General features: G+C 46.6%; 31 protein-coding genes and 2 tRNA genes. 9 read left to right on the top strand and 24 right to left on the bottom strand.

Going from position 1 to position 26,274, the window contains the following annotated elements; translation table 11 throughout:
* Positions 1-13 precede the first annotated feature (13 nt).
* The gene (locus tag AC8GFU_RS02410; RefSeq protein WP_506626909.1) at positions 14-949 is read left to right on the top strand and encodes a hypothetical protein; all 936 of its coding nucleotides are present in this window, start codon (positions 14-16) and stop codon (positions 947-949) included.
* Here AC8GFU_RS02410 and AC8GFU_RS02405 read toward each other — a convergent pair.
* From AC8GFU_RS02405 to AC8GFU_RS02395, 3 genes are read right to left on the bottom strand one after another with little or no spacing between them, the layout of a single operon-like run.
* Positions 946-1,299: a thiol-disulfide oxidoreductase DCC family protein gene (locus AC8GFU_RS02405; protein ID WP_506626908.1), complete on the bottom strand. Its 354-nt coding sequence runs from the start codon at positions 1,297-1,299 to the stop codon at positions 946-948. The two genes, AC8GFU_RS02410 and AC8GFU_RS02405, sit on opposite strands and share 4 nt — an antisense overlap.
* A 4-nt stretch (positions 1,300-1,303) precedes the next feature.
* Positions 1,304-1,582 (bottom strand): type II toxin-antitoxin system RelE/ParE family toxin, encoded by a 279-nt coding sequence (locus AC8GFU_RS02400; protein ID WP_506626907.1) that lies wholly within the window; start codon positions 1,580-1,582, stop codon positions 1,304-1,306.
* Entirely contained in the window at positions 1,582-1,791 is a 210-nt protein-coding gene (locus AC8GFU_RS02395; protein ID WP_506626906.1) for a TA system antitoxin ParD family protein, read from the bottom strand. Before AC8GFU_RS02395 ends, AC8GFU_RS02400 begins: the two co-directional genes overlap by 1 nt.
* Positions 1,792-1,915: 124 nt before the next feature.
* Between AC8GFU_RS02395 and AC8GFU_RS02390 the strand changes: the two genes are divergently transcribed.
* Complete coding sequence (locus AC8GFU_RS02390) at positions 1,916-2,734, top strand: CPBP family intramembrane glutamic endopeptidase (RefSeq protein ID WP_506626905.1); 819 nt, start codon at positions 1,916-1,918, stop codon at positions 2,732-2,734.
* On the opposite strand, the gene AC8GFU_RS02385 is transcribed toward AC8GFU_RS02390, so the two are convergent.
* Positions 2,731-3,492 carry an SDR family NAD(P)-dependent oxidoreductase gene (locus AC8GFU_RS02385; RefSeq protein ID WP_506626904.1) on the bottom strand — a complete coding sequence of 254 codons (762 nt, stop codon included), beginning with the start codon at positions 3,490-3,492 and terminating at the stop codon, positions 2,731-2,733. The two genes, AC8GFU_RS02390 and AC8GFU_RS02385, sit on opposite strands and share 4 nt — an antisense overlap.
* A gap of 43 nt (positions 3,493-3,535) precedes the next feature.
* On the opposite strand from AC8GFU_RS02385, the gene AC8GFU_RS02380 reads away from it, so the two are divergent.
* The 3 genes from AC8GFU_RS02380 to AC8GFU_RS02370 are packed head-to-tail and all read left to right on the top strand — an operon-like array spanning position 3,536 to position 6,758.
* On the top strand, positions 3,536-4,756 hold the full coding sequence (locus AC8GFU_RS02380; RefSeq protein ID WP_506626903.1) for an acyl-CoA dehydrogenase family protein: 1,221 nt from the start codon (positions 3,536-3,538) through the stop codon (positions 4,754-4,756).
* A complete protein-coding gene (locus AC8GFU_RS02375) occupies positions 4,753-5,778 on the top strand; it encodes a phosphotransferase family protein (RefSeq protein WP_506626902.1) in 1,026 nt (341 codons plus the stop codon). The genes AC8GFU_RS02380 and AC8GFU_RS02375 overlap by 4 nt, the downstream gene beginning before the upstream one ends.
* On the top strand, positions 5,775-6,758 hold the full coding sequence (locus AC8GFU_RS02370) for a zinc-binding dehydrogenase (protein ID WP_506626901.1): 984 nt from the start codon (positions 5,775-5,777) through the stop codon (positions 6,756-6,758). The genes AC8GFU_RS02375 and AC8GFU_RS02370 overlap by 4 nt, the downstream gene beginning before the upstream one ends.
* Here AC8GFU_RS02370 and AC8GFU_RS02365 read toward each other — a convergent pair.
* From AC8GFU_RS02365 to AC8GFU_RS02355, 3 genes are all read right to left on the bottom strand, one after another.
* Positions 6,747-7,409: a UbiA family prenyltransferase gene (locus tag AC8GFU_RS02365; RefSeq protein ID WP_506626900.1), complete on the bottom strand. Its 663-nt coding sequence runs from the start codon at positions 7,407-7,409 to the stop codon at positions 6,747-6,749. The two genes, AC8GFU_RS02370 and AC8GFU_RS02365, sit on opposite strands and share 12 nt — an antisense overlap.
* A gap of 9 nt (positions 7,410-7,418) precedes the next feature.
* Complete coding sequence (heR, locus tag AC8GFU_RS02360) at positions 7,419-8,180, bottom strand: heliorhodopsin HeR (RefSeq protein ID WP_506626899.1); 762 nt, start codon at positions 8,178-8,180, stop codon at positions 7,419-7,421.
* A gap of 111 nt (positions 8,181-8,291) precedes the next feature.
* Complete coding sequence (locus tag AC8GFU_RS02355) at positions 8,292-8,744, bottom strand: hypothetical protein (RefSeq protein WP_506626898.1); 453 nt, start codon at positions 8,742-8,744, stop codon at positions 8,292-8,294.
* A gap of 125 nt (positions 8,745-8,869) precedes the next feature.
* Between AC8GFU_RS02355 and trhO the strand changes: the two genes are divergently transcribed.
* From trhO to nagA, 3 genes are read left to right on the top strand one after another with little or no spacing between them, the layout of a single operon-like run.
* A complete protein-coding gene (gene trhO, locus AC8GFU_RS02350; RefSeq protein WP_506626897.1) occupies positions 8,870-9,778 on the top strand; it encodes an oxygen-dependent tRNA uridine(34) hydroxylase TrhO in 909 nt (302 codons plus the stop codon).
* Between the two features lie 5 nt (positions 9,779-9,783).
* On the top strand, positions 9,784-10,203 hold the full coding sequence (locus tag AC8GFU_RS02345; protein WP_506626896.1) for a hypothetical protein: 420 nt from the start codon (positions 9,784-9,786) through the stop codon (positions 10,201-10,203).
* 18 nt (positions 10,204-10,221) lie between these two features.
* Positions 10,222-11,310: an N-acetylglucosamine-6-phosphate deacetylase gene (nagA, locus tag AC8GFU_RS02340; protein WP_506626895.1), complete on the top strand. Its 1,089-nt coding sequence runs from the start codon at positions 10,222-10,224 to the stop codon at positions 11,308-11,310.
* Here nagA and AC8GFU_RS02335 read toward each other — a convergent pair.
* On the bottom strand, positions 11,303-12,337 hold the full coding sequence (locus AC8GFU_RS02335) for an SIS domain-containing protein (protein ID WP_506626894.1): 1,035 nt from the start codon (positions 12,335-12,337) through the stop codon (positions 11,303-11,305). The two genes, nagA and AC8GFU_RS02335, sit on opposite strands and share 8 nt — an antisense overlap.
* A gap of 39 nt (positions 12,338-12,376) precedes the next feature.
* On the opposite strand from AC8GFU_RS02335, the gene AC8GFU_RS02330 reads away from it, so the two are divergent.
* Positions 12,377-13,279 carry a BadF/BadG/BcrA/BcrD ATPase family protein gene (locus tag AC8GFU_RS02330; RefSeq protein ID WP_506626893.1) on the top strand — a complete coding sequence of 301 codons (903 nt, stop codon included), beginning with the start codon at positions 12,377-12,379 and terminating at the stop codon, positions 13,277-13,279.
* Here the strand turns inward: AC8GFU_RS02330 and AC8GFU_RS02325 are convergent.
* From AC8GFU_RS02325 to rpsT, 16 genes are all read right to left on the bottom strand, one after another.
* Positions 13,256-13,468: a hypothetical protein gene (locus tag AC8GFU_RS02325; RefSeq protein ID WP_506626892.1), complete on the bottom strand. Its 213-nt coding sequence runs from the start codon at positions 13,466-13,468 to the stop codon at positions 13,256-13,258. The two genes, AC8GFU_RS02330 and AC8GFU_RS02325, sit on opposite strands and share 24 nt — an antisense overlap.
* A 23-nt stretch (positions 13,469-13,491) precedes the next feature.
* Positions 13,492-14,721 (bottom strand): acetyl-CoA hydrolase/transferase family protein, encoded by a 1,230-nt coding sequence (locus tag AC8GFU_RS02320; protein WP_506626891.1) that lies wholly within the window; start codon positions 14,719-14,721, stop codon positions 13,492-13,494.
* 75 nt (positions 14,722-14,796) lie between these two features.
* Positions 14,797-14,872: transfer RNA gene (locus AC8GFU_RS02315), tRNA-Glu, on the bottom strand.
* A 55-nt stretch (positions 14,873-14,927) separates the two neighbouring features.
* A tRNA-Gln gene (locus AC8GFU_RS02310) sits at positions 14,928-14,999 on the bottom strand.
* A gap of 45 nt (positions 15,000-15,044) precedes the next feature.
* Complete coding sequence (gene gltX / locus AC8GFU_RS02305) at positions 15,045-16,502, bottom strand: glutamate--tRNA ligase (RefSeq protein ID WP_506626890.1); 1,458 nt, start codon at positions 16,500-16,502, stop codon at positions 15,045-15,047.
* The gene (locus tag AC8GFU_RS02300) at positions 16,503-17,288 is read right to left on the bottom strand and encodes a fumarylacetoacetate hydrolase family protein (RefSeq protein WP_506626889.1); all 786 of its coding nucleotides are present in this window, start codon (positions 17,286-17,288) and stop codon (positions 16,503-16,505) included. It abuts the gene before it with no gap.
* 16 nt (positions 17,289-17,304) lie between these two features.
* Entirely contained in the window at positions 17,305-18,582 is a 1,278-nt protein-coding gene (locus AC8GFU_RS02295; RefSeq protein ID WP_506626888.1) for a hemolysin family protein, read from the bottom strand.
* Positions 18,579-19,016, bottom strand: a complete 438-nt coding sequence (ybeY, locus tag AC8GFU_RS02290) for an rRNA maturation RNase YbeY (protein ID WP_506626887.1) — start codon at positions 19,014-19,016, stop codon at positions 18,579-18,581. The genes AC8GFU_RS02295 and ybeY overlap by 4 nt, the downstream gene beginning before the upstream one ends.
* Positions 19,013-19,996 (bottom strand): PhoH family protein, encoded by a 984-nt coding sequence (locus AC8GFU_RS02285; protein ID WP_506626886.1) that lies wholly within the window; start codon positions 19,994-19,996, stop codon positions 19,013-19,015. Before AC8GFU_RS02285 ends, ybeY begins: the two co-directional genes overlap by 4 nt.
* A gap of 18 nt (positions 19,997-20,014) precedes the next feature.
* Positions 20,015-20,362 (bottom strand): histidine triad nucleotide-binding protein, encoded by a 348-nt coding sequence (locus tag AC8GFU_RS02280; RefSeq protein ID WP_506626885.1) that lies wholly within the window; start codon positions 20,360-20,362, stop codon positions 20,015-20,017.
* A gap of 4 nt (positions 20,363-20,366) precedes the next feature.
* The gene (locus AC8GFU_RS02275) at positions 20,367-21,071 is read right to left on the bottom strand and encodes a 16S rRNA (uracil(1498)-N(3))-methyltransferase (protein ID WP_506626884.1); all 705 of its coding nucleotides are present in this window, start codon (positions 21,069-21,071) and stop codon (positions 20,367-20,369) included.
* A complete protein-coding gene (dnaJ, locus tag AC8GFU_RS02270; RefSeq protein ID WP_506626883.1) occupies positions 21,071-22,183 on the bottom strand; it encodes a molecular chaperone DnaJ in 1,113 nt (370 codons plus the stop codon). Before dnaJ ends, AC8GFU_RS02275 begins: the two co-directional genes overlap by 1 nt.
* Positions 22,184-22,918: an HrcA family transcriptional regulator gene (locus AC8GFU_RS02265; protein WP_506626882.1), complete on the bottom strand. Its 735-nt coding sequence runs from the start codon at positions 22,916-22,918 to the stop codon at positions 22,184-22,186.
* Positions 22,919-22,932: 14 nt separating this feature from the next.
* Complete coding sequence (gene hemW, locus AC8GFU_RS02260; RefSeq protein ID WP_506626881.1) at positions 22,933-24,054, bottom strand: radical SAM family heme chaperone HemW; 1,122 nt, start codon at positions 24,052-24,054, stop codon at positions 22,933-22,935.
* Positions 24,051-25,931 (bottom strand): translation elongation factor 4, encoded by a 1,881-nt coding sequence (gene lepA, locus AC8GFU_RS02255; RefSeq protein ID WP_506626880.1) that lies wholly within the window; start codon positions 25,929-25,931, stop codon positions 24,051-24,053. Before lepA ends, hemW begins: the two co-directional genes overlap by 4 nt.
* Positions 25,932-25,963: 32 nt before the next feature.
* On the bottom strand, positions 25,964-26,233 hold the full coding sequence (gene rpsT, locus AC8GFU_RS02250) for a 30S ribosomal protein S20 (protein ID WP_506626879.1): 270 nt from the start codon (positions 26,231-26,233) through the stop codon (positions 25,964-25,966).
* Positions 26,234-26,274: the final 41 nt, after the last annotated feature.

Raw genomic sequence — 26,274 nt, 5'->3', positions numbered from 1 at the left:
GAATCTCGCGATCTTGGAAAAATCATGGAGACAGATCTATGAAAAGCCGAATCTTCCGGATAGCGACCGAGTTATTTTCTTAATCGATCCAAAGTTTCCAAGTACAAGCCTCGATGCGATAAAGCTTGGAGTCGAAGCAACTATTTCAAAGTTCGACTATTTATTTAAACTACGAAAGCCCATCTATGCAATCTTTTCTACTTCATTAGAGTTCGAGTTAGCGCAGTTTCAGAAGTATCCACTCATGCAAGAGACATATCTAGCAGAGGTCAGATCAAATCCAATCCTTCTCCAATGGCGTAAAGATCATTACACCCAAATTGATTCTGGCGTTAAGGATTTTGCATCTGGTGGAACTATGCCTTTGTACAACGGAGTACTTGAGCCTGCTGGGTATTACATGTACTTCAGAGCTCATCCAGAGAATCAAGATCCAACAATGATTTTGATGGGTGCGCACGAAACCTCACACTTGATGCATTGGCAAATGAATTGGGATTACCCATCAACGCTTCCAGCGTGGTGGCTTGAGGGACAAGCCCAAATGATGGGTGAAAGCGTTGCTTCAAGAGCAGAGAATTTCTCGCAATTTGTGAATTACTTGAAATCACAGACAACGCCTAATTACGGTGGCGGCTTCTTCTCTGGAAGCACGAATTTGCGAGAGATGGAAGGCGATTCGGTTACGAGAACGCAATTCAATTGCGCCCTATGCGGAACGCGATTGATTTATTCACGAGGCGGCGTAGCTATTCATTATTTAGTTGGACAGTATGGCCTCGAGAAAGTTACGACTTTTGTTGCATCCTTAAATCGCAATAACTTGTGGTGGCAAGCATTTGAGAAAACATTTGGTATTTCTGTCGAAAGTTTTTATGCTGATATTGATAAATACATGCAGTGGTACGGGGATTATTTCTCCCCAGGCTGGCGAACCTCGAAGTTTTAAAGCGAGCGTTCAATCAACTTTGTTGCGGTTCGAATAAGTAAAGAGTTTCTATGGCCTGCGACCCACTTGTAGCCGAAGTGGCCTAGTGGTCCTGATGCGCGCACGATAAAGCCCAGTATCCAATTTCCGCGGCGTCCTAATAGGTATGCAATTGCATCGGGACCGACATAGGTTTTGCCGGCGTGCACCACGTGGACTGCTTGCGAGCATTGTTCATAGGTAAGTCCGTATTGGGAAAGATCTGCAGTTTGGTATGCGATTGCGTTTACAGCTAACTTCTTTTGCACCCATGCCATGGTTGCTTCGCAGAAGCGGCACTGGCCATCTGTTAGAACAGTGATTTCGGACATCGGATTACTCGACTTTATTCTTTAAAGAACGATAGAAATTTTCATGTGGGCCTGCCAGCAATAGCTTGATCTTCTTTGGTGAGATAACTCGGTAGGCCAATAACCATTGCTTATCAACTGCCTTAAATTTGTAAACAAAAATTCCATCAAGGTCCCCCACTTTGGCATCACCAATGTGTGGATCTGCCGCGATTGCTTTGACCGCTTTGTCGAGTGATTTCTTTTGATTTGTGTGGAGCTTCTTGATGGTTCGTTCTAGGGAAGGAGTAACTAGGATTTGCATTAATTAAAGCTGTACTCGCTTGTGGCTTCTTCGGTATCGGCGAGCAAGAGTTCGCGGATCAATGAAAATGAAAGATCGGGGTTTTCTTCAGCGATCTGAGCAAGACGGTAGTAATACTCGATCTGCTTTGGAACAGAGCGGTGCTCGGCTGCGGCAGTGCGGCGGGCCTTTTCGACTAAGTCGTCGGCCAGTTTTACGTTTGTTGCCATTGGTTGCTCCTGTCGTATTGGAGCAATCGTAGCAGGAGAGGGAACTTTAAGGAACTTATAGGAACCTGTGGGGATTATGTTGGGTCGCGAGGATCTGTCAGTGGGCGGGGCTAGGTTCATGGGCATGAGAAATCTGCGGATGTGGGTCAGCCTTGTGGGGCTGTCTTTTGGGGCTTTGCTGATTTTGGATTACTTTCCAAGCGGGATCTTTAAAGATTTCCCATTTGTTTCATCCACGATTAACTATGCGGTCGTCGCCATATGCGCTTATATCTTGGTGATTATGTTGGGCTCATTTAGCTTGCAATATTTCAGGTTGCCCCGGATTCATGTGAAAAGTTTGTTGGTTTTGTTGTTTCTGTCGCCGATGATTTTGAAATCGGTAACACATGAAGATTTGGAAAGTAAGAAGTTATCGGTTGCGATTCCAGGAATTATCTTTCTTTTGTTCATTGGGCTTGGTGAAGAAATCCTCAGTCGCGGAGTCGTATTTGGCGTTTTGCGGAGATTTGGACTGTGGCGAGCTATTTTCGGGTCATCACTGTTGTTTGCACTCATGCATTTAAATCTTTATACGGGAAAGAATTGGGATGCTTGGCAGGCGTATGCGCATGTCTGGAGCACCTTTGGCTTTGGTGTTTTGATGTGTGCCGTAATGATTACCACGCGAAGTATTTGGGTCAGTGTTGTTTTGCATGCTGTTCTTGATTGGAGCGTTGTTTTTGAAAAGGATCCCGTCAGTAAGGCACCGATATCTGATTGGCAGTTTGATTCGCTGTGGGAAGGCTTCACCTATCCCCTCTTTGATGCGGGATTTACAATTGGATTAGCTTGGCTATTGCTGCGCATTAATCGTGGTGGAGCACCGAGAATTCCGAAGTGGGTTCACAAGGTTGCGCTGAAGTGGAAGTTAGTGACCCCTGATTATGCGTTAACTGCTTAAGGCATAACCAATCCGCCATCAACTGGCACCGTAATTCCTGTTACATAACTTGATGCATCGCTGACTAGCCAAATTAAAGTCGCTGCGAGTTCTTCGGGATCACCTAAACGACCAGCTGGTGCAAACATCTTGATCATGTTCACCATATCTGCGGGAAGTTCATCACTCATTTCAGATGGGAAAAATCCTGGAGCAAGTGCGTTGACGCGAATGTTTTTGCGACCGGTCCACTGTGCTGCAAGATCGCGAGTAAGTCCGATCAACCCTGCTTTACTTGATGCATAGGCAGCTTGTGGCAATCCCTGTGGTTTGATTCCAAGAATGCTTGCGATGTTAACGATTGCACCACCATTGGTATTTGCTTTCGCAAATGCTTGTGCCATCCAATAGGCACCGAACAGATTGACATCTAGAACAGAGCGGAATTGTTCTGGAGTTTCGCGGGTTGCAGGAACAGCGGTTCCGACTCCGGCATTGTTAACCAAGATATCGACATGTCCAAAGGTTGCAACTGCGTGTGCGATTAATGCATCGCATTGTTCTGGTTGAGTGACATCTGTTTGAAGTGCGGTGAACTTTCTTCCGGCTGCAGTAACTAGCGCGCCGGTTTCTTCAAGGCGATCTGCGCGGCGTGCACCGAGAACAACATCGGCACCTGCTTCAGCTAACGCTTTCGCAAATGCAACCCCAAGACCTGAGGAAGCGCCTGTGACCACTGCGACTTTTCCGTCTAATCGAAAGCGGTCAAGAACACTCATTTTTTCTCTCCTCAAATTGGGCAACTGTGCGTAAGGTTATGGCATGGACTTCACCTTGAGTGCTAAGACAAGCGAATATGCGGCCAAACTGCAACGGTTTATGGAGGAAGAGGTTTTTCCAGCAGAGGCTGTGTATGAACATCAGCGTGCGCAATTAAAGGCGGCGGGTAAGCCTCATGGATTGCCGCCGGTTGTTGAAGAGCTCAAAGTAAAGGCGAAGGCGCTGGGCTTATGGAATCTCTTTTTGCCACATAGTCATGATCCACATCATGGTTTGAGTGTTACCGAATATGCAACGCTGGCAGAGATAACTGGGTGGTCTCCTGAGATTGCACCGGAGGCGATTAACTGCGCAGCACCCGACACCGGCAACATGGAACTGCTGGATATGTTTGGAACAGATGCGCAGAAGAAGCAGTGGTTAGAGCCGTTGCTTGAAGGGCGAATTCGTTCTGGTTTTGCGATGACCGAACCTGATGTTGCATCAAGTGATGCGCGAAATATTCAAACTTCGATTGTGAAAGATGGCGGCGATTACCTCATCAATGGCACCAAGTGGTGGACTACAGGTGCGATGGATGAGCGCTGTGAGATTTTGATTGTTATGGGAAAAACAAACCCTGATGCAGATGCACATCATCAACAATCGATGGTGTTGGTTCCGATGAATACACCTGGTGTGAAGGTGGAGCGCAACTTGTTGGTGTTTGGTTATGAGGATCAACACGGTCACGCAGAGGTTTCATTTACTAATGTGCGAGTTCCAGTTGCGAATTTATTGGGGCCGGAAGGTGAAGGGTTTGCGTTAGCGCAGGCACGACTTGGGCCAGGGCGAATTCATCACTGCATGCGCGCAATTGGAATGGCAGAGCGTGCATTGTCATTGATGATTAAGCGAACAATTGGGCGTGAAGCATTTGGAAAAGAGCTTGTGCGTCAGGGTGTAATTCAGGAATGGATTGCTACTGCACGCATTGAGATCGAGCAGGCGCGTTTATTGGTATTAAAAGCTGCGTGGATGATCGACACAGTTGGTGCCAAGGGTGCGCGTAAAGAGATTGCTGCGATCAAGGTTGCGGTGCCACAAATGGCACAGCGGGTAGTTGATCATGCGATTCAAAGTTATGGCGGCGCAGGTGTAAGCCAGGATTCACCATTGGCATCGATGTTTGCAGGAATTCGTACCTTGCGCATTGTTGATGGGCCAGATGAGGTTCATATTCGCGATATTGCGCGGTTAGAAATCAAGCCTTATTTGTCATGAGTGATGTAACCGCGGTCCGCGAAGAGGATCGCTTTGATGTTGCAGCGATGCATGCGTGGTTGCGCGGTTATGTGGATTTTGATGAGCTGCCTGAGGTTATGCAGTTTCGTAGCGGTGCATCCAATCTGACCTATCTGTTGAAGTATCCGGGGCGCGAATTAGTGTTGCGTCGTCCACCCGTTGGAATGAAGGCGGCATCTGCGCACGATATGAAGCGTGAGTTTTTAATTCAGTCGAGGTTGCAACCGGTCTATCCCCTAGTGCCTTCGATGATTGCTTTGTGTGATGATCATTCAGTTATTGGTTCTGATTTTTATGTGATGGATCGGGTTGTCGGAGATATCTTTCGGCGCGACATTCCAGAGAGCGTGACAGCAGCTGATGTTTCAGTGATGGCAGATTCTTTGATTAATGGTTTGGTGCAGTTGCATGCGGTGGATGCGTCGATATTGGCAGAGCTGAATAAAGGCGAAGGGTATGTGCATCGCCAGGTTGAAGGTTGGTCCAAGCGTTATCGCAATGCCTTAACTGATGATGTTCCTAATGGCGAAAAGGTCATGGCGTGGTTGGATGCGAATCAACCAGCAGATGTTGATTCATGTGTGATTCATGGTGATTGGCGCATTGATAATGTGGTTTTTGATTTACAGCAAGCGCGCATCGTTGGTGTTTTGGATTGGGAGCTGGCAACAGTTGGTGATCCGCTAATGGATTTAGGATCGGCACTTGCTTATTGGGTTGATCGTGATGATGAGCCGGCATTTGCATCGCTGCGCAGACAGCCAAGTCACTTGCCGGGTATGCCGACCAGAGAAGAGTTTGTTGCGCGGTACTTGCAGTTAAGCGGTCGTGCGTGCGCGGATTTCACATTTTATGAAGTCTTTGGCTTATTTCGATTAGCGGTAATCATTCAACAGATTTGGGCCAGGTATCGTGCGGGACAAACAACAAACCCTGCTTTTGCAGGCTTTGGTGATGCGGTGAATACATTGATTAATCGAGCTGAAGGAAGAATCAAATGAGAGCTGGACGAATCACTGTTTCAACGCGACAGTTTCAAGTTGTAGATGTGCCAACACCTGATGCAGGTGCAGGTCAGGTGCGAATTAAGGTTGCAGCAGCTGGTGTGTGTTTATCCGATGTGCATTTTCTCGAAGGTGTCTTATCCCCCGGCTACTTAACTGGCGATCATGTGACCTTGGGCCACGAAGTTGCTGGCGTCGTTGATCAGGTTGGTGCGGGTGTAACTACCAGTGCAGTTGGTGATCGCGTTGTAGTTATCGCAGGCGAAAGAAATGCTGCGCATCAGATAACAACAATGGGTTTTGATTACGACGGTGGATGGGCCGAATATGTTGTGACTAAAGCGGATTTAGTTGCTGCTATTCCTGATTCATTGCCCTTTGAGCAAGCAGCGATTATTCCTGATGCAGTTTCTACTCCGTGGGCTGCGATCTCTTCAACAGGCAAGGTGCAAGCAGGTGAGTCTGCTGTTGTCTTTGGCGTTGGTGGTTTAGGAATTCACGCGGTGCAGTTGTTAAAGATGATTGGTTGCAGCAAGGTTATTGCGATTGATCCGCGTGAAGATGCCCGTGCGAATGCGTTAGCGCGTGGGGCAGATTTTGCCTTTGCTCCTGATGATCCCGAAATCAAACAACATCGTGGTCTGAACGCAGCTTTTGATTTTGCTGGCGTGACGCCGGTGCGCAAGCAGGCTTTATCGCTGCTGGGTGAGCAAGGACGGTTAGTAATTGTTGGAATAGCTAATGAACCGATTGTGATTCCTAATGACATGGCATTTACATATATGCGCACGCAGATCATGGGTCATTACGGATCAGAGGCGCATCATGTGCACGAGCTGATTGAGTTTGCACGCCAAGGGAAATTGGATCTTTCGCAATCTGTTACTGAAGTAATGCCACTAGAAAATGCAGCTGATGCTTTGAATACCTTGGCTAACAAGATCGGTAACCCGATCCGTATTGTTTTAAAGCCCTAAATCAAAGAGTTGCACCACAACGGTGCAACCGGCAACTATCAAAAGTGCTGCCACAAGTATTGATTTCTTTGTGCCTAATCGTTGTGGCAAACCTTTAATTCCACTTACTTGATCTTGTTCCATATCTTTAATGACATTTATGAAGTGAGCGGCCATTCCAAAGAGTGCTCCCCCCAGCCACATCCACACAGGTGGTGTTACATCCTTAGAAAGTGCAACTGAAGAAGGCAGTGCTGCAAAGGCAATTGCATATGGAAGTGGCGAAAGGGCTGAGAACTTAAAGTAAAAGTTATAGGCAACGCCACATGCGATACCAAGCATGTAAACAAGGCCGCCTTTAATTCCAAGCGGGCCAAGCAGGTTTGCAATAAATGAAAAGGGAACCATAAAGCGCAGCCACTTGGTTAAGTACTTCGGTGTGATTAATCCAGAAACTAAGGGCTTGTTGGTGCGGTTATGTGCAAGGTCATCTGTGTAATCGTGCAAATCATTGCTCCAGCCAACTACCAATTGACCTAAGGCAACGGTGAATGCGATGACGTATGCGGGACCTTCCCACCAGTAATAAGTGCCAAAAACAAAAGCGATCGCTGTAACAATCAGGGTTGGCCCAAAGTGCGATGCCTGACGTAACCCTTTGAACTTCTGCATTAAAAGATGCTACTCGATAAGAGTTGAAATGAAGATCTGCCAAGCAAGAGCTGATTTCGCAACAAGAGAAAGAGTTATGTAGGTCTTCTCGCCACGTAGGTAATCAGACCACTTCCCCACCTTCTTATATTGCAGGTACTGCACAACTGCAAAGGTATTAAAGAGGACAAAGAGGGAAACAACGATTCCGTATACAAATGCTGGTGCCTTTGTATCTCCTGGGCCACCGATTGCAAGCACATAAAAGATGATCGCGATCCAAGGGATGATTCCTGCGATACATCCGAAAATAAATGGGATCCAGCCACCATTTCCAGGAGTTTCGTACTTTTCCTGCAACCAACCGAACAAGATCATTGAAGCGTTAACTCCAAATAAAGAAATGATTGCAACGACATCGGAAACTCCGCAGATCTGCGCGATCAGCACGATCATTACAGATGAGCTAATTGAGTACTCAACCCAGCGGAAGTAATTGCGGTTCTGTGCAAGGCCTGCGCTGTAGCGCGAGAAGTACTTTGGCGATGCGACTAAGAAGTGGAAGAAAGCAGATAGGCCAAGGAAGATCGCGACGGTGTAACCAACTGGTGTGTTAATCAGTGTGATTGGTTCAGCAAAAGTACTTCCTGGAGGGCCTGACATGTAACGAGCGACAATTGGTAGCGAAAAGTCATTGGCAAGTGCAATGACAATCAGCATTTGTACAAAGTGGAATACGCCGGCAATTAGGTTGTATCGGCGAATCGAAGCTGCGTTGATCTCTTTAGTCATGCATTAAGGGTACGGGGCACTCGGCTGAATTTCAGGATATAACTAGTAATTGAAGTCAACAGTTACTTTGATTTCTTGCCCGACCTCAAAGCCGTGCCGGAGTTTAAAGGACTACTTCTTCTTTGTGTAACCCTTTGGGCAGATTGGCTTAACTTCTGTAATCCTCTTTGTAGTTTTGCCCTTGACGCAGTTAATGCTTTTGATTGCCTTGACCTTGGTTTCCAAATCTGACAGGTAGGAATCAAACTCGCCTGTCTCCTCTTCGGCATATCCAACCGGGCCTTGGTAATCATCAAGAACTGAAGCCATTGAGTTATTAATTACCCGGCGAACCTCGACGATGTCAGCTTCTATTGCTAAATACCACTTCTTAGTTGATGGTGCCGTAAATGCTTTTGTCTTTAAAGATTCAAGGCGCGCAACCTGACTATCAAACTTTGGATCGTACTTATCCTTCATGATGGCGATTGCTTGATCCTTTGTAAGAGGATCTGCGATTGCCGGGGTGATTCCTATGGTGATAAATCCGATTGTTGCGATTGCGAGAACTCTCCGAAGTTTCATATGGCCACAGTACTTTTCACACCGCGGGTTCCCCATAGAAAAGGTGAGCGGTACCCCTTTGCTATGTGTGGAGAGCGCCACATCTAAGGGTTTTTTCATAGCGATTGGGCAGTTAGAATTAGGGCATGGATCTCGACAAGGTAATTCTGTATTACGGCTTTGCGCCGATTACAGATACTGCTGCTGTAAAGCTGTGGCAGAAGACCTTGTGTGAGTCCCTTGGTATTAAGGGTCGCATCATTGTTTCTCCTCATGGGATTAACGGAACATTGGGCGGCAAGATGGAAGATTTGAAGAAGTATGTGAAGGCAACAAAGGCATACCCTGGATTTAAGAAGATCGATTTCAAATGGTCTGATGGAACTGGTCAGGATTTCCCAAAGTTAAAGATCAAGATTCGTCCCGAGCTTGTTGCATTTGGAAATCCAGATGAGATCAAGGTTGATGAAAATGGCGTAATCGGCGGCGGAGTTCATTTACGCCCTGAAGAGGTTAACAAGCTTGTTGAAGAGCGCGGCGATGATGTCTTCTTCTTTGATGGTCGTAACGCCTTCGAGGCAAAGGTCGGCAAGTTCAAGGATGCAGTTGTTCCTGATGTTGAAACTTCTCATGACTTTGTTGCGGAAATTGAAAGTGGCAAGTACGACCACATGAAGGATAAACCAGTCGTTACATACTGCACCGGCGGAATTCGCTGTGAGATCTTGTCAGTTGTAATGAAGAACCGTGGATTCAAAGAGGTTTATCAGATTAAGGGCGGCATTGTTCGTTACGGTAATAAGTTTGGCGATGATGGCCTGTGGGAAGGTTCTTTGTATACCTTTGATGATCGTCTAACTATTGATTTCAGCGATCACACCAAGTTGATCGGTGAATGTGCTGAGTGCAACGGTGCAACAAAGCAGTTCAGAAATTGCCAGAAGCCTGAATGTCACCAGCTAGTACTGCTGTGCGATCCTTGTTATGACACCCATACTGAGCGTCCTTGCAACCACGAGCGCGAAGTTAAGCGCAACCGCGAACTAATCGGTTAAAGCTCATGGCTTTGCAGTTTGAAGGCTGGAAGAGAGAGATTTACGCCCGTTGGGATGAACTCAATATGGAGAGCGTCTGCAAAGAGTTTGAAATCAGCTTCGAGGACACCTTCCTAAATCCATTGATTAACTGCACATCAGAGACAAACCCTTTCGAGGGAATGCAGTTCACCTGGATGCCGAATTCAGTTATTCATTACGGGGTGCTTCATCTTCATCCCATTGACGCGCCAACTAGTGATATCACGTGGGAGGAATGGTTTATCCATACAGATGGTTTCCACCACCACGTGTTAAGAAATTACGAGTTTGAAGGTGCCACAGATAGTTGGAAGGGTGAGGATTTAGATCATCCAGCGCAGGTATGCAATATCCAATGGCATCTGTACAACGACACAAACCTGGTGCCACTGGCTCTTCGCTAATCAAGTTAAGATAAGCCTGTGATCATTCAGGCTGAACAAGCTGTAGTTGAAGGCAAGTTAACTGAATCTGTATGGCTTGAAATTACTGATGGCCTAATTACTTCAATTAATCATGGTGTTTATCCCGCCCCTGATCAATCGATTACCGGAGTGTTAATCCCTGGTTTCATTGACATTCATTGTCATGGTGGAGCGGGTTCATATTTTTCACATGCATCAAAGATCTCAGAGGTCATCGCAATTCACCGTAACCATGGAACAACGGGAATCGTTGCCTCGCTTGTTACAGAAAGTATTGATGATTTAAAGGCTCAAATTAGTGCTCTCGTTCCTTTCTATAAATCAGGACAAATTCTTGGAATTCACCTTGAGGGTCCATACCTTTCACATGCTCGTTGTGGTGCACATGAGCCCACACTTTTGGTAAACCCAGATGTAGCTGAAATCAGAGAATTGCTTGAATTAGCGGCAGGTGCGATCGCAATGATCACGATCGCTCCAGAACTCCCCAGTGCAATTGAAGCCATTAAGTACTTAGGTGCTGCAGGCGTAAAGGTTGGTATCGGTCATACAAATGGAGATTTCAAGGATGCGGCTGCTGGAACAAATGCAGGTGCAACAGTTGTAACGCACTTCCTAAATGCCATGAGCAAGGAAAAGGTAGAAGGCAGCATCTCCTCATTTGTGTTAGTTGATGAGCGCTTATCTGTTGAACTTATTCTTGATGGCCACCATGTTCCATTCACGACCGCCGCAGAAGTAATCCAGGCAATCGGAAATCGAGTTGTCCTAGTAACTGATGCAATGGCTGCAGCTGGCGCCGGAGATGGCTCATATGCAATCGGGAAACTTGAAGTAAAGGTTGAAAACTCTGTAGCTCGATTAACAAGTAATAATGCGCTTGCCGGAAGCACTTTAACTATGGACCAATCCTTTAATAATGCGATCAAGCAATGTGGGGTATCAATTCCTCAAGCAGTTTTAATGAGTTCAACCAATCCTGCACGGGCATTGGGTTTGCCGGATCGCGGAAGTATCGCTGTTGGGATGCGCGCTGATTTACTGAGCTACAACAGCGCTACACAATCTGTAACAGTAATTAGTTAGTCAAAGTAACTTTAGAAAGCCCAACTGGTGCATCTGGGTCATATCCCGATGCAACCGCAAACTCCAAAGCAAATCGCTGCAACACAATGGCATCAACAATTGTCGAAGTAATCTCATCATCACAGTTTGAGCCTGCAAGAACGATGTCATCACCAGAAGGTGTGCCGCCATTTCCAATCCAAAAGATACGAGGATTAGTTGCGCGAATCTTTACAACCGCTTCAGTAATTGAGGCCGCTGGCATATGTGATGGAGCAACGATAAATACTTGAGTTTCCTCAGTTAACGCAGAAATTGGACCATGTAGGTAATCAGCGGTCGAAAGCCCCTGAACTGAGATTTTGCAGGTCTCTTGAATCTTAAGCGCTGCTTCACGAGCATTTGGATATGCAAATCCACGACCAAGGATGACAACTTCATTGTTACGGGTAGCGGCTGTAACCGCCTTTGACACTAAGTCAGAAGTTCCTGCCAAACGAGTTGCTTCACTAATTATTTGTTCGGCATTTACTGACTTTCCAGTCCAAGCAGCAACTAACAGGTATGAAATCAGTAGCTGAGCGTTGTAAGACTTCGTTGCAGCAACAGCTAGCTCAGGACCAGCAAGTAGCGAGAAGTGGTTGTGAGCCACAGTTGCCAGCGGTGATGAATCATCATTAGTCATAGCGATTACATAGGCATTTGCCTGTCGAGCAGCGGTTGCAAACTTAACTAGGTCTGGTGATTGTCCGCTTTGAGAAATTGCGACGATCAATGTGTTTGAGTACTTCAGCTCTGAACCATAGACAGTTACAGATGATGGCGAAGTAAGTCCTACAGGCAAACCGATCTGAGTTTCAATTAAGTACTTCAAATAGTGCGCAGCGTTATCTGATGTGCCGCGAGCCAAGATCAGGACAGATTGAATCTTCTGATCCACTAAAACATTCTTTACCGAATTGAATGAATCCTTGTTATCTAAGATCGCCTTGAAAACCTTTGGGGTTTCGGCAATTTCAGAAGCCATAATCGCGCCTAAGTTGCTCATGTGCTTATCTTCCCACACCGCTTCAAGTATCCTCACGCTATGGCAAATGAAGAAGTGCTAGCCGTCGATTTAGGCCAATCCGGCTGCCGTATTAAGCAGGGTGATTTATTAATTACTAGCGACCGCGGCAAGTTAGTTGGCGAGGCACCCTTAGCTTCATTTAAGGCGATCTTTGAATCAATTGAAAAGTTAACCGCCGATGTCGTTTCATTGTCCTGCACTGGCTTTAATGGCGTTGTACAAAATCCAGAAAGCTTCGGCGAATTATGTGCCCAGTACTTTGGTGCAACAAAGGTTGCAGTGATTGATGATGGATTTGCAGGTTTTGTAGGCGCATTAAATGGCCGCAATGGTGTTGTGCTTTCAATTGGCGGTGGAGTTGTTTCTGTTGGCGGAAATGAAGGAAAGTTCGCACACCGCGATGGCCTAGGTAGCACCTTTGGTGATGAAGGTGGTGGCTTTTGGCTCGGAAAATTAGCGATCACTAAAGCATTGGGAATTCGCCAAGGTCGCGGAGATGACCAAGAGATGTTGGATTACTTCGCCGCAGAGTGCGCAGCTTTCGATGCCTTAGAGGTAAAGAACAATGCTGAAGCAGCAACCCTTGCGATCAGAACAGCCAAAAAGGTTTTGGATGCTGCAGATGCCGGTGTTTCTACAGCAACGGCAATTGTTGATGAAGGCGCTTACTTGCTTGCTCAAACAGTTGTTGCAACCTGGTACGGCTGTGGTGGAACAAAGGCTGACTCACCAGAGATTGTTATTCAAGGCGGCCCTGCACGTAATGCAACGTATGCAACAAAGATTGCACTTGAAATAAATGCGAAACTTCCTAATGCAGTTATCGTGAAATCAGCTGGAGATAACTTAGATGGTGCAACCTGGATCGCAAATAATCTACGACAGGATGCGCCTCCCCTATTGCTTTGGGCGGGGCTTTAATTCAGTAATTGGATTCCACTCTTTTAACGGAGTGCGAGTCTTCTTTGGTGACAACATCAACGCTAGTAACACCCAAAAAGTTCCGACATAACCCAACAACATCCATGGCAAAACTCGGCGACCAAAAATATAGGCGCACAAACCAGCGAAGAGACCAAAGAACAAGTGCTTAAGATCAAATGCGAACATGGAATAAGAGTACTGACCCTTACTTACAGAAGCCCGTATTCCGCAGCCTTTGCCGTTAACTCTTCGCGAACTGAAGGGTGGGCGGCGTTCTTAATGATGTTTACCGCTTGAGCTGTTTGGCTGTGGCCAAAGCAGGCAGCTACACCTTGCTCGGTAACAACATATGAATGCTGGAAGTGGGTGACATTTGCCTGCAATCTAGGAACGATCGTTGAAACATTGGCCTTTGGATGCCATGAAGGAAGAGCGACAAAGGATTGTCCGCCTCGACTATGCAGTGCGCCAACGATGAAATCCGTTGATCCACCAAAGCCACTATAGATCTTTCCGCGAACATGGCTGGCGTTTGCTTGATCAAAGAGATCTACTTCAAGTGCACTGTTAATTGATGTCATCTTTGCTTGGCGTGCGATCTGGCTTGGGTCATTTGTGCGTTCGGTGCGAAGCATGCGCACCTTTTTGTTCAGATCAAGCCATTGATACAGCTCTTGGCTACCAAAGATAAATGATGCGGTGATCAAAACTTCATCATCTAAGGTGCCAGCTTTTGAAAGCTCAAGCACGCCATCAGAAAACATCTCAGTCCAGATTCGCAAACCCTTGCGGTGCTTAAGCGCCATAAGTACGGCATCTGGCACTCCACCAATTCCAAGCTGAAGTGTTGAATGATCTTCTACTAACGCTGCAATGCGATTTCCGATCTCTGCCTGAATATCTGAGATCTCAGTTGCTGGCTTTTCTTGTAGCGGTTCATCAACTTCAACTAAGTAATCGATCTCGCTGTCATAGATCTGTGAATCACCATATGTGTACGGCATCTGCTTGTTGGATTGCGCAATAACCAATCCCCCGTGTGCGCGTGCCGTTTCAATCGCACGAGGCAAGATATTAACTTCTGTTCCAAGACTTACAGTGTCAAAGCGTTGTTCTGAGGTGTGAATAAAAACAACATCGGGGCGATAAAAGTTTCTGATTAAAACCGGCAGTAATGAAAGACGTGATGGGATGTATTCAAGGCGAGGATGGTTGCGCATCTTTGGGCCCACAAATGCGGTCTCGTAGGTGATGCCTTCGCGATCAGGAATTCCATCGCCATGAGCGTTGAGCATATGAAGCTTGAACTCTGGGATAACTTCATCAGCAATTGCCAACAAGGTCTTTGGTGTTGAGAAATTACCTGAGGCAATAATGCGTGGATTGCTTGGAAGATTGGCGAGAATGCTTTTTAGTTGTTCTGTATTAATAACTCGCATGTCGTAAATCTATCGCGTGCAGTAAAACAAAAATCTCTCTTCTCGCATTTTTACCTGTGAGAAGAGAGATATCAGTGGTAGCCCCGAAGGGATTCGAACCCTCGTAGCTGGCTTGAGAAGCCAGAGTCCTAGGCCGCTAGACGACGGGGCCCTAGTATTTTCAAAATTGATCGCCTTCGGCTTTCAATTTCTTAAACGGTACTGCGCTGGGGTACCAGGACTCGAACCTAGACTTACTGAACCAGAATCAGCAGGGCTGCCAATTACCCCATACCCCAAAGCTTTTACGCTTCGTACTGCAATGGCAAAGAATACCAGCGGTTTTACAGCGCCAATCCCGCGTTAATACGCAGCAAACAGGCCTCTTTACCCAGTAATTCCATTGATTCAAATAGCGGTGGCGAAATAGTGCTGCCAGTAGTCGCGATACGAAGCGCTGTGAAAGCGATGCGTGGCTTTAACGCCAGCTCTTCAATCAGCGAAGCTCGTAGAACCGCTTCGATATTTGCATGAGTCCAGTCGCTAACAGTTTCGAGCTCCTTGATGGAACGCTTCAGAATCTCCTTAGATCCCTCATCTGCAATCTTTGAAACAGATTCAGCATCAACGGCAAAGTTCTTGGTAAACAGGAACTTGAGCATCTTGGGAACTTCGTTCAACATAATGATGCGCTCTTGGATCAAAGGCAGAGCCTTCTTCACCAATTCGATTTCAGCATCTGTACCTGTGATGACATCTGCCTTAGTTAAGAAGGGCAGAGACCACTTCAGAAACTCATCCAAAGTCAGAGCGCGGATCTTGTCGCCGTTAATCGCTTCCAGCTTCTTCATGTCAAAGCGCGCTGGTGATGAATGAACCTTTTCAACTGTAAACATTTCAGTTAGCTGCTTCATTGTGATGTTTTCTAGATCATCACCTGGAGACCAACCCAATAGAGCTAAGTAGTTACAGATCGCCTCTGGCAAGAATCCCATTTCGCGATACCACGCGATTGAAACTTCACCATTGCGCTTTGAAAGCTTTGCGTTGTCCTGGCCCATCACAAATGGAAGGTGAGCAAAGACTGGGTAATCCTCAAGCTTTACGCCCATCGCTTGGTATACGCGAATCTGGCGAGGAGTCGATGATAATAAATCTTCTCCACGAAGAATATGGGTCACCTTCATCATGATGTCATCTACTGCAACAGCAAGTGTGTACAGAGGTGAGCCATCAGCGCGGACTAAAACAAAGTCAGGAACAAAGTTGTGATCAAAGGTCACATCTCCGCGGATTAAATCTGTAAATGTTGTGCTGCCATCAGGCATACGCATGCGGACTACCGCTTCACGTCCTTGCGCCTTATAAGCAGCGATTTGTTCAGCGGTTAGTTCGCGGCAATGTCCGTTATATCCAGGTGCAACATTGGCTTTGCGTTGTGCTTCGCGCACAGCTTCTAGCTCATCTGGTGAGCAGTAGCAGTGATACGCATCCTTTTGATCTAAGAACTTTTGTGCCCAAGTTGCGTAAATATCTAGACGTTGTGATTGCAGGTATGGGCCGTTGTCGCCGCCAACTTCTGGACCCTCATCCCAATCAAGTCCAAGCCACTTCAAGGTATCGATCGCAGCGTTGATGTACTCATCTGTTACGCGGGTTGTATCAGTGTCTTCAATACGGAATAAGAAGGTGCCGCCTGTATGACGAGCGTAAGCCCAATCAAAGAGCGCGGTACGGATATTTCCGACGTGCAGATCACCAGTTGGTGATGGCGCGAAACGAACCTTTACCTTATTTGCCATTTACTTCGCCGCCACCTTATTAGTTAGTTCGCCAAGTCCTTCAATAGCCATGGTGGCCTTTTCTCCAACAACCATTGGGCCAATGCCTGCAGGTGTTCCGGTCAAGATAATGTCGCCGGGCAACAGTGTCATAACTCGTGAAACAAAGTTAATAATCGTTGGAACATCAAAGATCATGTCGCTGATCTGAGCAGATTGCTTTACTTCACCAGCAATAGTTGCTGTGATTTTTTGTGTTCCAGGAATGAAATCTGTATCAACCCAAGGACCAATTGGGCAGAAGGTGTCAAAGCCCTTTGCACGTGTCCACTGACCATCCTTCTTTTGAAGATCGCGAGCAGTTACATCATTTGCAATTGTGTAACCAAAGATCACATCGTTAACGCGCTCCTTTGGAACATCTTTGCAAATACGTCCAATAACAATGGCAAGCTCTGCTTCATGATCAACGCGCTCTGACATATCTGGCCACACGATGGTGTCATTAGGACCGATTACAGATGTGTTGGGCTTCAAGAAAATGATTGGCTCTTCTGGAACAACTCCGCCCATTTCAGCGGCGTGATCTGCGTAGTTCTTGCCGATGCAGACGACCTTTGATCTAGGGATGATTGGAGCAAGCAGGCGAACCTTGTTCAGTTCGATCTTTGCAGCAGTTTTTTGAATTCCGGAATAGATCGGATCACCGCTAATAATGCTGACAGTTGCATCATCTTCTAGGACGCCAAAGAGAGGATCTTGGCCTAAGCCGGCATCTGGTCCTGGGGTGAATCGAACGATACGCATTGGAGCATTCTACTAGTTACTCGGCGTCTTCAATCTCTTCTACTAGACGCTCAACTAATACCGATGAAATTCTGCGACGACGACCTTGTGGGCGCTCTGAAGTAATAGCCCAGCCATTCCACGAAATTGTGGAACCTGCGATTGGTACACGGCCTAACTTTTGAGCCATTAATCCACCGATACTGTCGATATCTTCGTAATCGCTTTTCTCGATCTCAATCTTTAACTCATCTGCTAAATCTTCAATATGTAGCGTGGCTTTTGCACGCGCCTTATCGGCAGATAACCAGGTGAACTCTTCTTCGCCATCATCAAACTCATCTTCGATCTCGCCAACGATCTCTTCGATGATGTCTTCAATAGTGATAATTCCAGCTGTTCCGCCGTATTCATCAACAACGATTGCAAGGTGAATCTGGTTCTTCTGCATCTCTTTGAGCAGATCATCAGCCATTTTGATTTCAGGAACAAAGTTGGCAGGGCGCATGTGCTTTTCAATAGTTTCAGATTGCTCAGCTTCGTGGTGATCAAGCACGCGCTTTGCAAGATCCTTTACATACACAATGCCCACAATGTTGTCGATGCCATCGCCAATTACAGGGATACGCGAATAACCGCTTCGCAGTGCAAGTGAAAGTCCTTGACGCAGCGTCTTATCTTTTTCAACCCACACCATATCTGTGCGCGGAACCATAAGTTCGCGTACCAATGTGTCACCTAATTCAAATACTGAGTGAATCATCTCGTGCTCATCTGATTCCACAAGTCCGCGTTCATGCGCTTGATCTACTAGGTCACGTAGCTCTGCTTCAGATGTAAATGGACCAGATCTAAATCCCTTACCCGGAGTTAACGCATTACCCACTGAAATCAGCAGCTTAGTTACCGGTCCTAATAGAAAAGCCATTCCGTAAGCAACGATTATTCCGTAACGGGCGTACTTATGTGGTTGTTGCTTACCCAAGGTACGTGGGCCAACTCCAACAACTACATATGAGAGCACAACCATGATCGCCACTGTCAGTGCCATTGCTTGAGCGCTTGAATAATTACGGAGCAAAATAACGGCTAATAAAACAGTTGCGGTGAACTCGCACAGCTTGCGAACCAACAAAATTACATTCAGATAGCGGGCAGGCTGTGCGCTGTACTTACGCAGCAACGCTCCCCCGCGCTTGCCTTCTAGTTCATCAATTACGACTCGAGAGATCGAAGTTAACGCTGATTCAGATGCTGCAAGAAATCCTGCAAAGACAAGTAGGATGACAATGCTAAAAATAGCTAAGGGGCTCATATGCCTTTCTGCCAATCGCTAACAATCTTTTCTTGCAGTGCAAACATCACTTTTTCTTCTGCAGGATCTGCATGATCATGCCCAATGATGTGCAGCAAGCCGTGTGCAGCCAAAATATAGATCTCGTGTTCAGTTGAATGCCCTTGCTTTAACGCTTGAGCTGCAGCAACAACAGGGCTAATCACGATATCGCCTAAGGTCACAGCTTCACCTTCTGTTTCTGGCATATCCATTGGAAATGAAAGTACATCGGTAGTACCAGGCTCATCCATCCACTTAATGTGAAGCTCAGTCATGTAATCATCATCCACAAAGGACACATTGATTTCGCATTCAGGGTTTAAATCCAGCGCCAACAACGCAAAGGTCATGAGTGAAGTTATTTCAGCGGCCGGAACTAACTGCCCTGAAGTGTTTGTTACCTCAATTGTCATTGCTGGCGGATTGTTCGCAATGCTTGCTTGGCTTCATCAAACTTGTCGTAGGCCTTAACAATGTCGCCGATCAAACGGTGGCGAACAACATCTTCAGCGGTTAGCTCAAGGAATGCGATGTCATCAATATCCTTCAAGATATCGCGCACAACCTTTAGCCCTGAATGCTGGCCACCAGGTAGATCAATCTGAGTTACATCGCCTGTAACAACCATCTTTGAGCCAAAACCTAAACGGGTTAAGAACATCTTCATCTGTTCAGGTGTTGTGTTCTGCGCTTCATCCAAGATAACAAAGGCATCATTTAGTGTGCGACCGCGCATGTAAGCAAGCGGTGCTACTTCGATAATTCCTGATTGCATCAAACGTGGAATCGAATCAATATCGATCATGTCATGCAGCGCATCAAATAATGGGCGCAGGTATGGATCGATCTTCTCGCTTAAAGTTCCGGGCAAGAAACCTAGGTGCTCCCCTGCTTCAACGGCAGGACGGGTCAAGATAATTCTGTTGATCTTCTTTGCTTGCAGCGCAGCAACGGCCATCGCCATTGCAAGGTAAGTCTTACCGGTACCTGCTGGTCCAATTCCAAAGGTAATTGTGTGATCTTCAATCGCATCTACATAGCGCTTTTGATTTGCAGTCTTTGGTCTAATTGTGCGACCACGGTTGCTTACGATGTTTAGCGACATAACCTCTGCAGGATGATCTACAGGTTCATGTTCAAGCATTTCGATTGCGCGGTTAACAGCATCAACATTCAAGATATTGCCGCTGCGAATAACAACCATTAGCTCGTTGAATAGGTTTTCTAGCTTTGCGCAATCAATGTGTGGTCCGCGCAAAGTAATTTCATTGCCGCGCACAGTTATGTTTACTGAAGGGAATGCCGCTTCAATAACTCGTAGATTGTCATCATGCGGACCTACAACAGCAACCATCGGAATTGCGTTAGGTACGGTGATCAGCGTTCGCTCCATATGCGGGTAAATCTATCTTTAACCGGGTGGCCATGCCATTGGACGCCCGCCCAATAGATGCAGATGAGCGTGGAAAACGCTCTGACCGGCCTCTTCCCCGGTGTTAAAAACAGTTCTGTAGCCGTTCAGGCCACGTTTCTTGGCGATCTCATCGGCAGCCAAGAAAAGGTCTGCGGTGATGGTCGCGCTATTGCGAGCAACTCCAGCAGCGTTTTCGGTGTGCAAAGTTGGAACTAACAACACATGTGTAGGTGCTTGAGGGTTTAGATCATTAAAGCCGACAACGTTGTGATTTCGAAAAACTATATCGGCAGGGATTTCACCTTCAATAATCTTGCAGAAGATGCAGTTGGGATCTAAAGCCACGTAATTACCATACCTTTAAAAGTGCAGAAACAGCCGATACTGCAGCAATTCCTGCATGTGCCGAACGCAAGATTGGGCGTCCCATAAGCGCAACTTTCGCACCTGCTGCTTGAAATGCTGCAAGCTCTTCATCAGTTAAGCCACCTTCGGGACCAATAATAATTAAGAGATTTTGCACATTGTGTGATGAAACTTGATCTGACAGTTTGCCTTGTGCGCTTTCATGAAATGCAATCGCAAGATCGCTTACTTTAATTGCTTCGCAGATCTGCGCAGTTGTAGCTACTTCTGTTACCTCTGGAATTCTGAAACGACGAGATTGCTTACTTGCCTCGCGTGCAGTAATTGCAAACTTATCGGAGCCTTTACCGATGCTGCGTGATGACGCCCACGGAACAATGCGATCAACGCCAGCTTCGGTTAAAAGTTCAATCGCTTCCTTGGCGCGATCACCCTTAGGAAGTGCCTGCACAACGGTAATTGTTGTGGCTAACGGCTCTTGGAATCCTGATTCAATAACCTGCACCTGCATCGATTTCTTGGAAACCTCGGTTGCCTTTACCTGCGACCACGATCCCTTGCCATCACTGAGCATAAATTCTGCACCTGCTTGCATGCGCAGTACACGAATTGCATGGTTTGCATCCTCATTAGCAAACTCGTAGCTACCTGTTGTTGGTAGATCATCTACGAAAAATAAGGTGAACATTATTTGTGGAACACACCTTTGAGCTTGCTAAAGATTGAGCCATCTTGGCCCTTTACGTGGGCATCAGATGCCTTCTCGCCGCGGACTTCGGCAAACTTACGAAGCAGTGATTCCTCTTCTTTGTTTAACTTTGTTGGTGTTTGAACCTCAACATGAATAATCAAGTCTCCACGATCACCGCGACGCAGACGAGTCATGCCCTTACCCTTAACTACAACTGGTGTGCCGCTTTGCGTACCTGGCTTGACTGTTACATCAACTGGACCATCTAATGATTCAACGGTCACCGTTGTGCCCAGTGCTGCTGCGATCATGCTGATTTCTAGTGACATATGCAAAGTATCGCCATCGCGAACTAAGTATTCGTGGCGCTCTTCGACGATTTCAACATAGAGATCACCAGCTGGGCCGCCACCTGCACCAACTTCACCGCGACCTGACATTTGAATTCTGTTACCTGTTTCAACACCTGCAGGAATCTTCACATCAATTGTTTGACGGCTCCGAACGCGACCTTCGCCAGCACATTCACGGCAAGGGTTCTTAATTACGCTGCCATATCCCTGGCATGCATTACAAGGACGAGATGTCATTACCTGACCGATAACAGAGCGAACAACTTGTTGAGTTTCTCCGCGGCCCTTACATGTCATACAAGTTTCTGGGTGATCGCCATCTTGGCATCCAGTACCTGTGCACTTAGGACACACAACAGCCGATTCAACGGTTAATTCACGCTCTGTTCCAAAGCATGCTTCATTGAGATCTACTTGAATTCGAATAAGTGAATCTTGTCCAGCACGAGTACGTGGACGTGGTCCGCGTGATCCCCCGCCACCAAAGAAAGCATCCATGATGTCGCTAAATCCGCCGCCAAAGTTTGCTCCACCAAAGCCACCACCGAAGTTGCTGCCACCCATGTCATATGACTGACGCTTTTGTGGATCGCTTAAAACATCGTAAGCCTCGGTAACTTCCTTAAACTTTTCCTGCGCCTGTGGGTCAGGGTTCACATCTGGGTGAAGTTCGCGGGCAAGTTTGCGGTACGCCTTTTTAATTTCATCGGCCGTTGCACCCTTTGTTACACCTAAAGAATCGTAATGATCAGCCACTTATGCACCCTCAATTAAGAATCGTCCAACATATCTAGCAACCGCATCAACTGCAGCAATTGATCCTGCGTAATCCATACGTGTAGGTCCAAGCACACCAACTGCACCAAGTTGAGCCGCATTTGCACCGTAACCAACTGAAACTAAAGATGTTGTTTGCAGATTTGTTTCAATCTGTTCACGACCGATACGAACATGCACCGTTGAGTTTGCCTCATCGAGCAAACGCATTAAAACAACTTGCTCTTCTAACGCTTCAAGAATCGGTGAAAGGGTTAAACCTAAATCTTCGCCAGAACGTGCCAAGTTAGCTGTTCCTGAAATCGCCATTTTTTCGCTGCCTGTATTTTCACCAATAATTGGATAAGTAATTACCGCGACCTGCTTAGTGATATCTGCCAGCAACTTCGCAGATCTCTTCATTAACTGCTCAAGATTATTTGCTTCATCTAAGAAGGTTTCAATCGCACGACGTTCAGCTGGAGACAACGGCTTAACAGTTGCTAATTTATCGACGAATACTCGGTAGCCAAGATCGGTTGGGATGCGTCCCGCGCTTGTATGAGGCTGGGTAATAAGACCCTCATCCTCAAGGACTGCCATCTCGTTGCGAATCGTGGCAGGTGAAATTCCTAAACCATGTCGCTCAGCGATTGCTTTTGAGCCGACAGGTTCTTGGGTCGCAACGTACTCATCGACAATTGCGCGGAGGATTTCAAGACGACGTGATGACATTTGTGCTTAGGGTACTAGATAGTTATTTCTCGCACGATTCGATCTGCGATCAAGCGGCCCTCAGGGGTCAACAGCACGCGATCCTCGTTAATTTCAACAAAACCGTTGTGACGATACTCAGCCAATACCTCAAGTTGGTGAGGTTGAAGCAGATCAATCTGAAGGCCTTCTCGCATACGGATTCCCAGCAAGATTGCTTCATCCTTCATCTGTTCAGCTGTTAACTGTTCGCTATCTGCAATTGGTGAATCACCGGCAAATAGCTTCTGCTTGTAACTAGTTGGGTGCTTAATGTTCCAGAAACGCTTTGCATCCACATGTGAATGTGCGCCAGGTCCAAGGCCCCACCAATTTTTGTTCTGCCAATACGCGATGTTGTGGCGACATTCATAACCTGGCTTAGACCAGTTTGAAAGTTCATACCAAGAAAGGCCTGCCTGCTCGCACATCTGATCAACGAGCAAATACATATCCGCCATCAAATCATCATTGGGCATAGTTAAATCTCCGCGCTTGATTTGTGCGGCAAGCTTTGTACCGGTTTCAACAATTAATGCATATGCGCTGATGTGATCGATATCCAGTGCAAGTGCAGCTGTAACGGTTTCGCGCCAATCTTCTAGTGACTCCCCCGGAGTTCCATAAATTAGATCAACGCTTATTGATTTAAATCCAGCTGCGCGTGCCATCGTGATCGCTTTTTCAACATTAGCTGGATTATGTGTGCGATCAAGGGCGGCTAACACATGCGGCTTTGCTGATTGCATTCCAAATGAGATTCGGTTGAAACCAACTTCTAGGTAACGAGCTAATTTTTCTGCTGTTACTGAATCTGGATTAGCCTCCAGCGTTACTTCGCAATTTGCAGCTAAACCATTGCGTTCCTTGATTGCAGCGATAACTCGACCTAAATCATCTGCTGGCAATAATGATGGTGTTCCGCCACCAAAGAAAATGGTTGGTACCTCATCTGTTGGCGCAGCAGCTAGCTCGCGCAAAACAGCATCGATGTAATCATTGCTAACGATCTCTAAAGTTGCGCCATCTTGAAGCTCTGATGGTGTGTAAGTATTAAAATCACAGTAGCCGCAGCGCTTAATGCAGTACGGGATATGTACATAGAAAGAGAGCATCATTGCCCTGCTTTGCGCGCAGCCTTAATCTGTTCAATATCGGCATCTGTAGCAAGAGCTGCAACGAAGGCTTCTTGTGGAACTTCAACACGTCCCACCATCTTCATGCGCTTCTTACCCTCTTTTTGCTTTTCCAAAAGCTTACGCTTACGAGAAATATCTCCACCGTAACACTTAGCTAAAACATCCTTGCGAATCGCACGGATACTTTCGCGAGCAATGATGCGAGCACCAATAGCTGCCTGAATCGGAACCTCAAACTGCTGACGTGGAATAAGTTCGCGAAGTTTTCCAGTCATCATTACGCCATATGTGTACGCCTTGTCGCGGTGAACAATTGCGCTAAATGCATCAACCGCTTCGCCCTGCAACAAGATATCGACCTTCACCAAGTTACCCTCGGCTTCGCCCTTTTCTTCGTAATCTAATGATGCGTAACCCTTTGTACGGCTCTTCAGCTGATCAAAGAAATCGAAAACAATTTCAGCAAGTGGTAGGTCATAACGAATCTCAACGCGATCTTCGGAAATGTAATCCATGCCTAGTAATACGCCACGACGATCTTGACACAGCTCCATGATTGTTCCGATGAACTCAGATGGCGCAAGAATTGTTGATTTAACAATTGGCTCAAATACTGCGGCTACCTTGCCATCAGGAAATTCTGAAGGATTGGTAACGCGTACTTGCTTTCCATCATCCATCGTTACGTTGTATACAACGTTTGGTGCTGTAGAAATAAGGTTGAGCTTGTGTTCGCGCTCTAGTCGTTCGCGCACAATTTCCATGTGAAGCAGACCTAAGAAGCCGCAACGGAATCCAAAGCCAAGTGCTGCTGAGCTTTCTGGTTCATAAACAAGTGCAGCATCATTTAATTGCAACTTATCTAGCGCTTCGCGAAGAATAGGAAAATCAGCACCATCTAATGGGAACAAGCCTGAGAAAACCATTGGCTTTGGATCCTTGTAGCCAGATAGTGCTTCTTTTGTTGGGTTGTTGTAGGTCGTAACTGTGTCACCCACGCGTGATTGGCGAACATCTTTTACGCCTGTAATTAAGTACCCTACCTCGCCAACGCCAAGACCCTTAGAAGCAATTGGTTCAGGAGAAATTACGCCAACTTCGAGTGCTTCATGTCGAACACCAGTTGAGAACATCTGAATCTGTTCGCGTGGTGACAGGTGACCATCAACTACGCGTACATATGTAACTACTCCACGATAAGAATCGTAAACAGAGTCAAAGATCAAAGCACGTGCAGGAGCGTTTGCATCCCCTACGGGTGCCGGAATTTGAGCAACGATCTGATCAAGTAATTCTGCAACGCCATCGCCTGTTTTTCCAGAAACGCGTAAGCAATCTTCTGGTTGGCAACCAATTAACTTTGCAAGCTCTGCTGCAAACTTTTCAGGTTGTGCGTTTGGTAGATCGATCTTATTGAGCACAGGAATAATTGTTAGATTGTTTTCCATTGCAAGATAAAGATTTGCAAGTGTCTGTGCTTCAATTCCTTGTGCGCAATCAACAAGAAGCACTGCACCTTCGCATGCTGCTAGCGAGCGCGATACTTCGTAAGTAAAGTCAACGTGTCCCGGTGTATCGATCATGTTCAGGATGTACTCCTGGCCATCTAATGATGAACGCCATGGCAGACGAACTGCTTGAGATTTGATGGTGATTCCGCGTTCGCGTTCAATATCCATGCGATCTAGATACTGTGCGCGCATATTGCGAGCTTCTACAACCTCGGTAATGCCCAACATACGATCGGCAAGTGTTGATTTACCGTGATCAATGTGAGCAATGATGCAGAAGTTACGAATCTGCGCCGGATTAGTTGCTGCTGGTTGCGGAGCCTTAGCAAGTGAAATTGCAGGCATGAACCTAGCCTCGCTTTAAAGTAGTAAAAGGATTAACGTGCGCCGGCTTTGGCAGCTGCCTTAGCCATTGAAGACTTCTTATTTGCTGCTGAGTTCTTGTGAAGAACACCCTTTTGCACTGCAACATCCAGTGACTGTGAAGCAGCGCGGAGTTCAGTAGTGATCGCAGCAGCATCGCCTGCAGCTACAGCGTCACGGAACTTACGGACAGCGGTCTTGATAGAAGAGCTCACAGACTTGTTGCGAAGGCGTGCCTTCTCGTTGGTCTTGATGCGCTTGATCTGAGACTTAATGTTTGCCACGTGCGTAGTTCTCCGAACTTTAGGTTGAGGGGTAAGGCTAC

It is taken from the genome of Planktophila warneckei (SeqCode) (assembly GCF_965234675.1).
Lineage (GTDB): Bacteria > Actinomycetota > Actinomycetes > Nanopelagicales > Nanopelagicaceae > Planktophila > Planktophila warneckei.
The sequence above is the reverse complement of the archived record's forward strand: the minus strand, read 5'-3'. Positions and strand labels throughout refer to the sequence as shown.

Coding starts and splice junctions, on each gene's coding strand:
- gltX (WP_506626890.1), bottom strand. CDS start 16,502: ATGGCAAATAAGGTAAAGGTTCGTTTCGCGCCATCACCAACTGGTGAT.
- AC8GFU_RS02330 (WP_506626893.1), top strand. CDS start 12,377: ATGGCAAATGAAGAAGTGCTAGCCGTCGATTTAGGCCAATCCGGCTGC.
- AC8GFU_RS02320 (WP_506626891.1), bottom strand. CDS start 14,721: ATGCGAGTTATTAATACAGAACAACTAAAAAGCATTCTCGCCAATCTT.
- AC8GFU_RS02400 (WP_506626907.1), bottom strand. CDS start 1,582: ATGCAAATCCTAGTTACTCCTTCCCTAGAACGAACCATCAAGAAGCTC.
- AC8GFU_RS02390 (WP_506626905.1), top strand. CDS start 1,916: ATGAGAAATCTGCGGATGTGGGTCAGCCTTGTGGGGCTGTCTTTTGGG.
- AC8GFU_RS02380 (WP_506626903.1), top strand. CDS start 3,536: ATGGACTTCACCTTGAGTGCTAAGACAAGCGAATATGCGGCCAAACTG.
- AC8GFU_RS02285 (WP_506626886.1), bottom strand. CDS start 19,996: ATGGAGCGAACGCTGATCACCGTACCTAACGCAATTCCGATGGTTGCT.
- AC8GFU_RS02345 (WP_506626896.1), top strand. CDS start 9,784: ATGGCTTTGCAGTTTGAAGGCTGGAAGAGAGAGATTTACGCCCGTTGG.
- hemW (WP_506626881.1), bottom strand. CDS start 24,054: ATGATGCTCTCTTTCTATGTACATATCCCGTACTGCATTAAGCGCTGC.
- AC8GFU_RS02265 (WP_506626882.1), bottom strand. CDS start 22,918: ATGTCATCACGTCGTCTTGAAATCCTCCGCGCAATTGTCGATGAGTAC.
- heR (WP_506626899.1), bottom strand. CDS start 8,180: ATGACTAAAGAGATCAACGCAGCTTCGATTCGCCGATACAACCTAATT.
- AC8GFU_RS02325 (WP_506626892.1), bottom strand. CDS start 13,468: ATGTTCGCATTTGATCTTAAGCACTTGTTCTTTGGTCTCTTCGCTGGT.
- AC8GFU_RS02385 (WP_506626904.1), bottom strand. CDS start 3,492: ATGAGTGTTCTTGACCGCTTTCGATTAGACGGAAAAGTCGCAGTGGTC.
- trhO (WP_506626897.1), top strand. CDS start 8,870: ATGGATCTCGACAAGGTAATTCTGTATTACGGCTTTGCGCCGATTACA.
- AC8GFU_RS02405 (WP_506626908.1), bottom strand. CDS start 1,299: ATGTCCGAAATCACTGTTCTAACAGATGGCCAGTGCCGCTTCTGCGAA.
- AC8GFU_RS02355 (WP_506626898.1), bottom strand. CDS start 8,744: ATGAAACTTCGGAGAGTTCTCGCAATCGCAACAATCGGATTTATCACC.
- AC8GFU_RS02370 (WP_506626901.1), top strand. CDS start 5,775: ATGAGAGCTGGACGAATCACTGTTTCAACGCGACAGTTTCAAGTTGTA.
- AC8GFU_RS02395 (WP_506626906.1), bottom strand. CDS start 1,791: ATGGCAACAAACGTAAAACTGGCCGACGACTTAGTCGAAAAGGCCCGC.
- ybeY (WP_506626887.1), bottom strand. CDS start 19,016: ATGACAATTGAGGTAACAAACACTTCAGGGCAGTTAGTTCCGGCCGCT.
- lepA (WP_506626880.1), bottom strand. CDS start 25,931: ATGCCTGCAATTTCACTTGCTAAGGCTCCGCAACCAGCAGCAACTAAT.
- AC8GFU_RS02300 (WP_506626889.1), bottom strand. CDS start 17,288: ATGCGTATCGTTCGATTCACCCCAGGACCAGATGCCGGCTTAGGCCAA.
- AC8GFU_RS02295 (WP_506626888.1), bottom strand. CDS start 18,582: ATGAGCCCCTTAGCTATTTTTAGCATTGTCATCCTACTTGTCTTTGCA.
- AC8GFU_RS02375 (WP_506626902.1), top strand. CDS start 4,753: ATGAGTGATGTAACCGCGGTCCGCGAAGAGGATCGCTTTGATGTTGCA.
- AC8GFU_RS02365 (WP_506626900.1), bottom strand. CDS start 7,409: ATGCAGAAGTTCAAAGGGTTACGTCAGGCATCGCACTTTGGGCCAACC.
- AC8GFU_RS02275 (WP_506626884.1), bottom strand. CDS start 21,071: ATGTTCACCTTATTTTTCGTAGATGATCTACCAACAACAGGTAGCTAC.
- AC8GFU_RS02335 (WP_506626894.1), bottom strand. CDS start 12,337: ATGAGCAACTTAGGCGCGATTATGGCTTCTGAAATTGCCGAAACCCCA.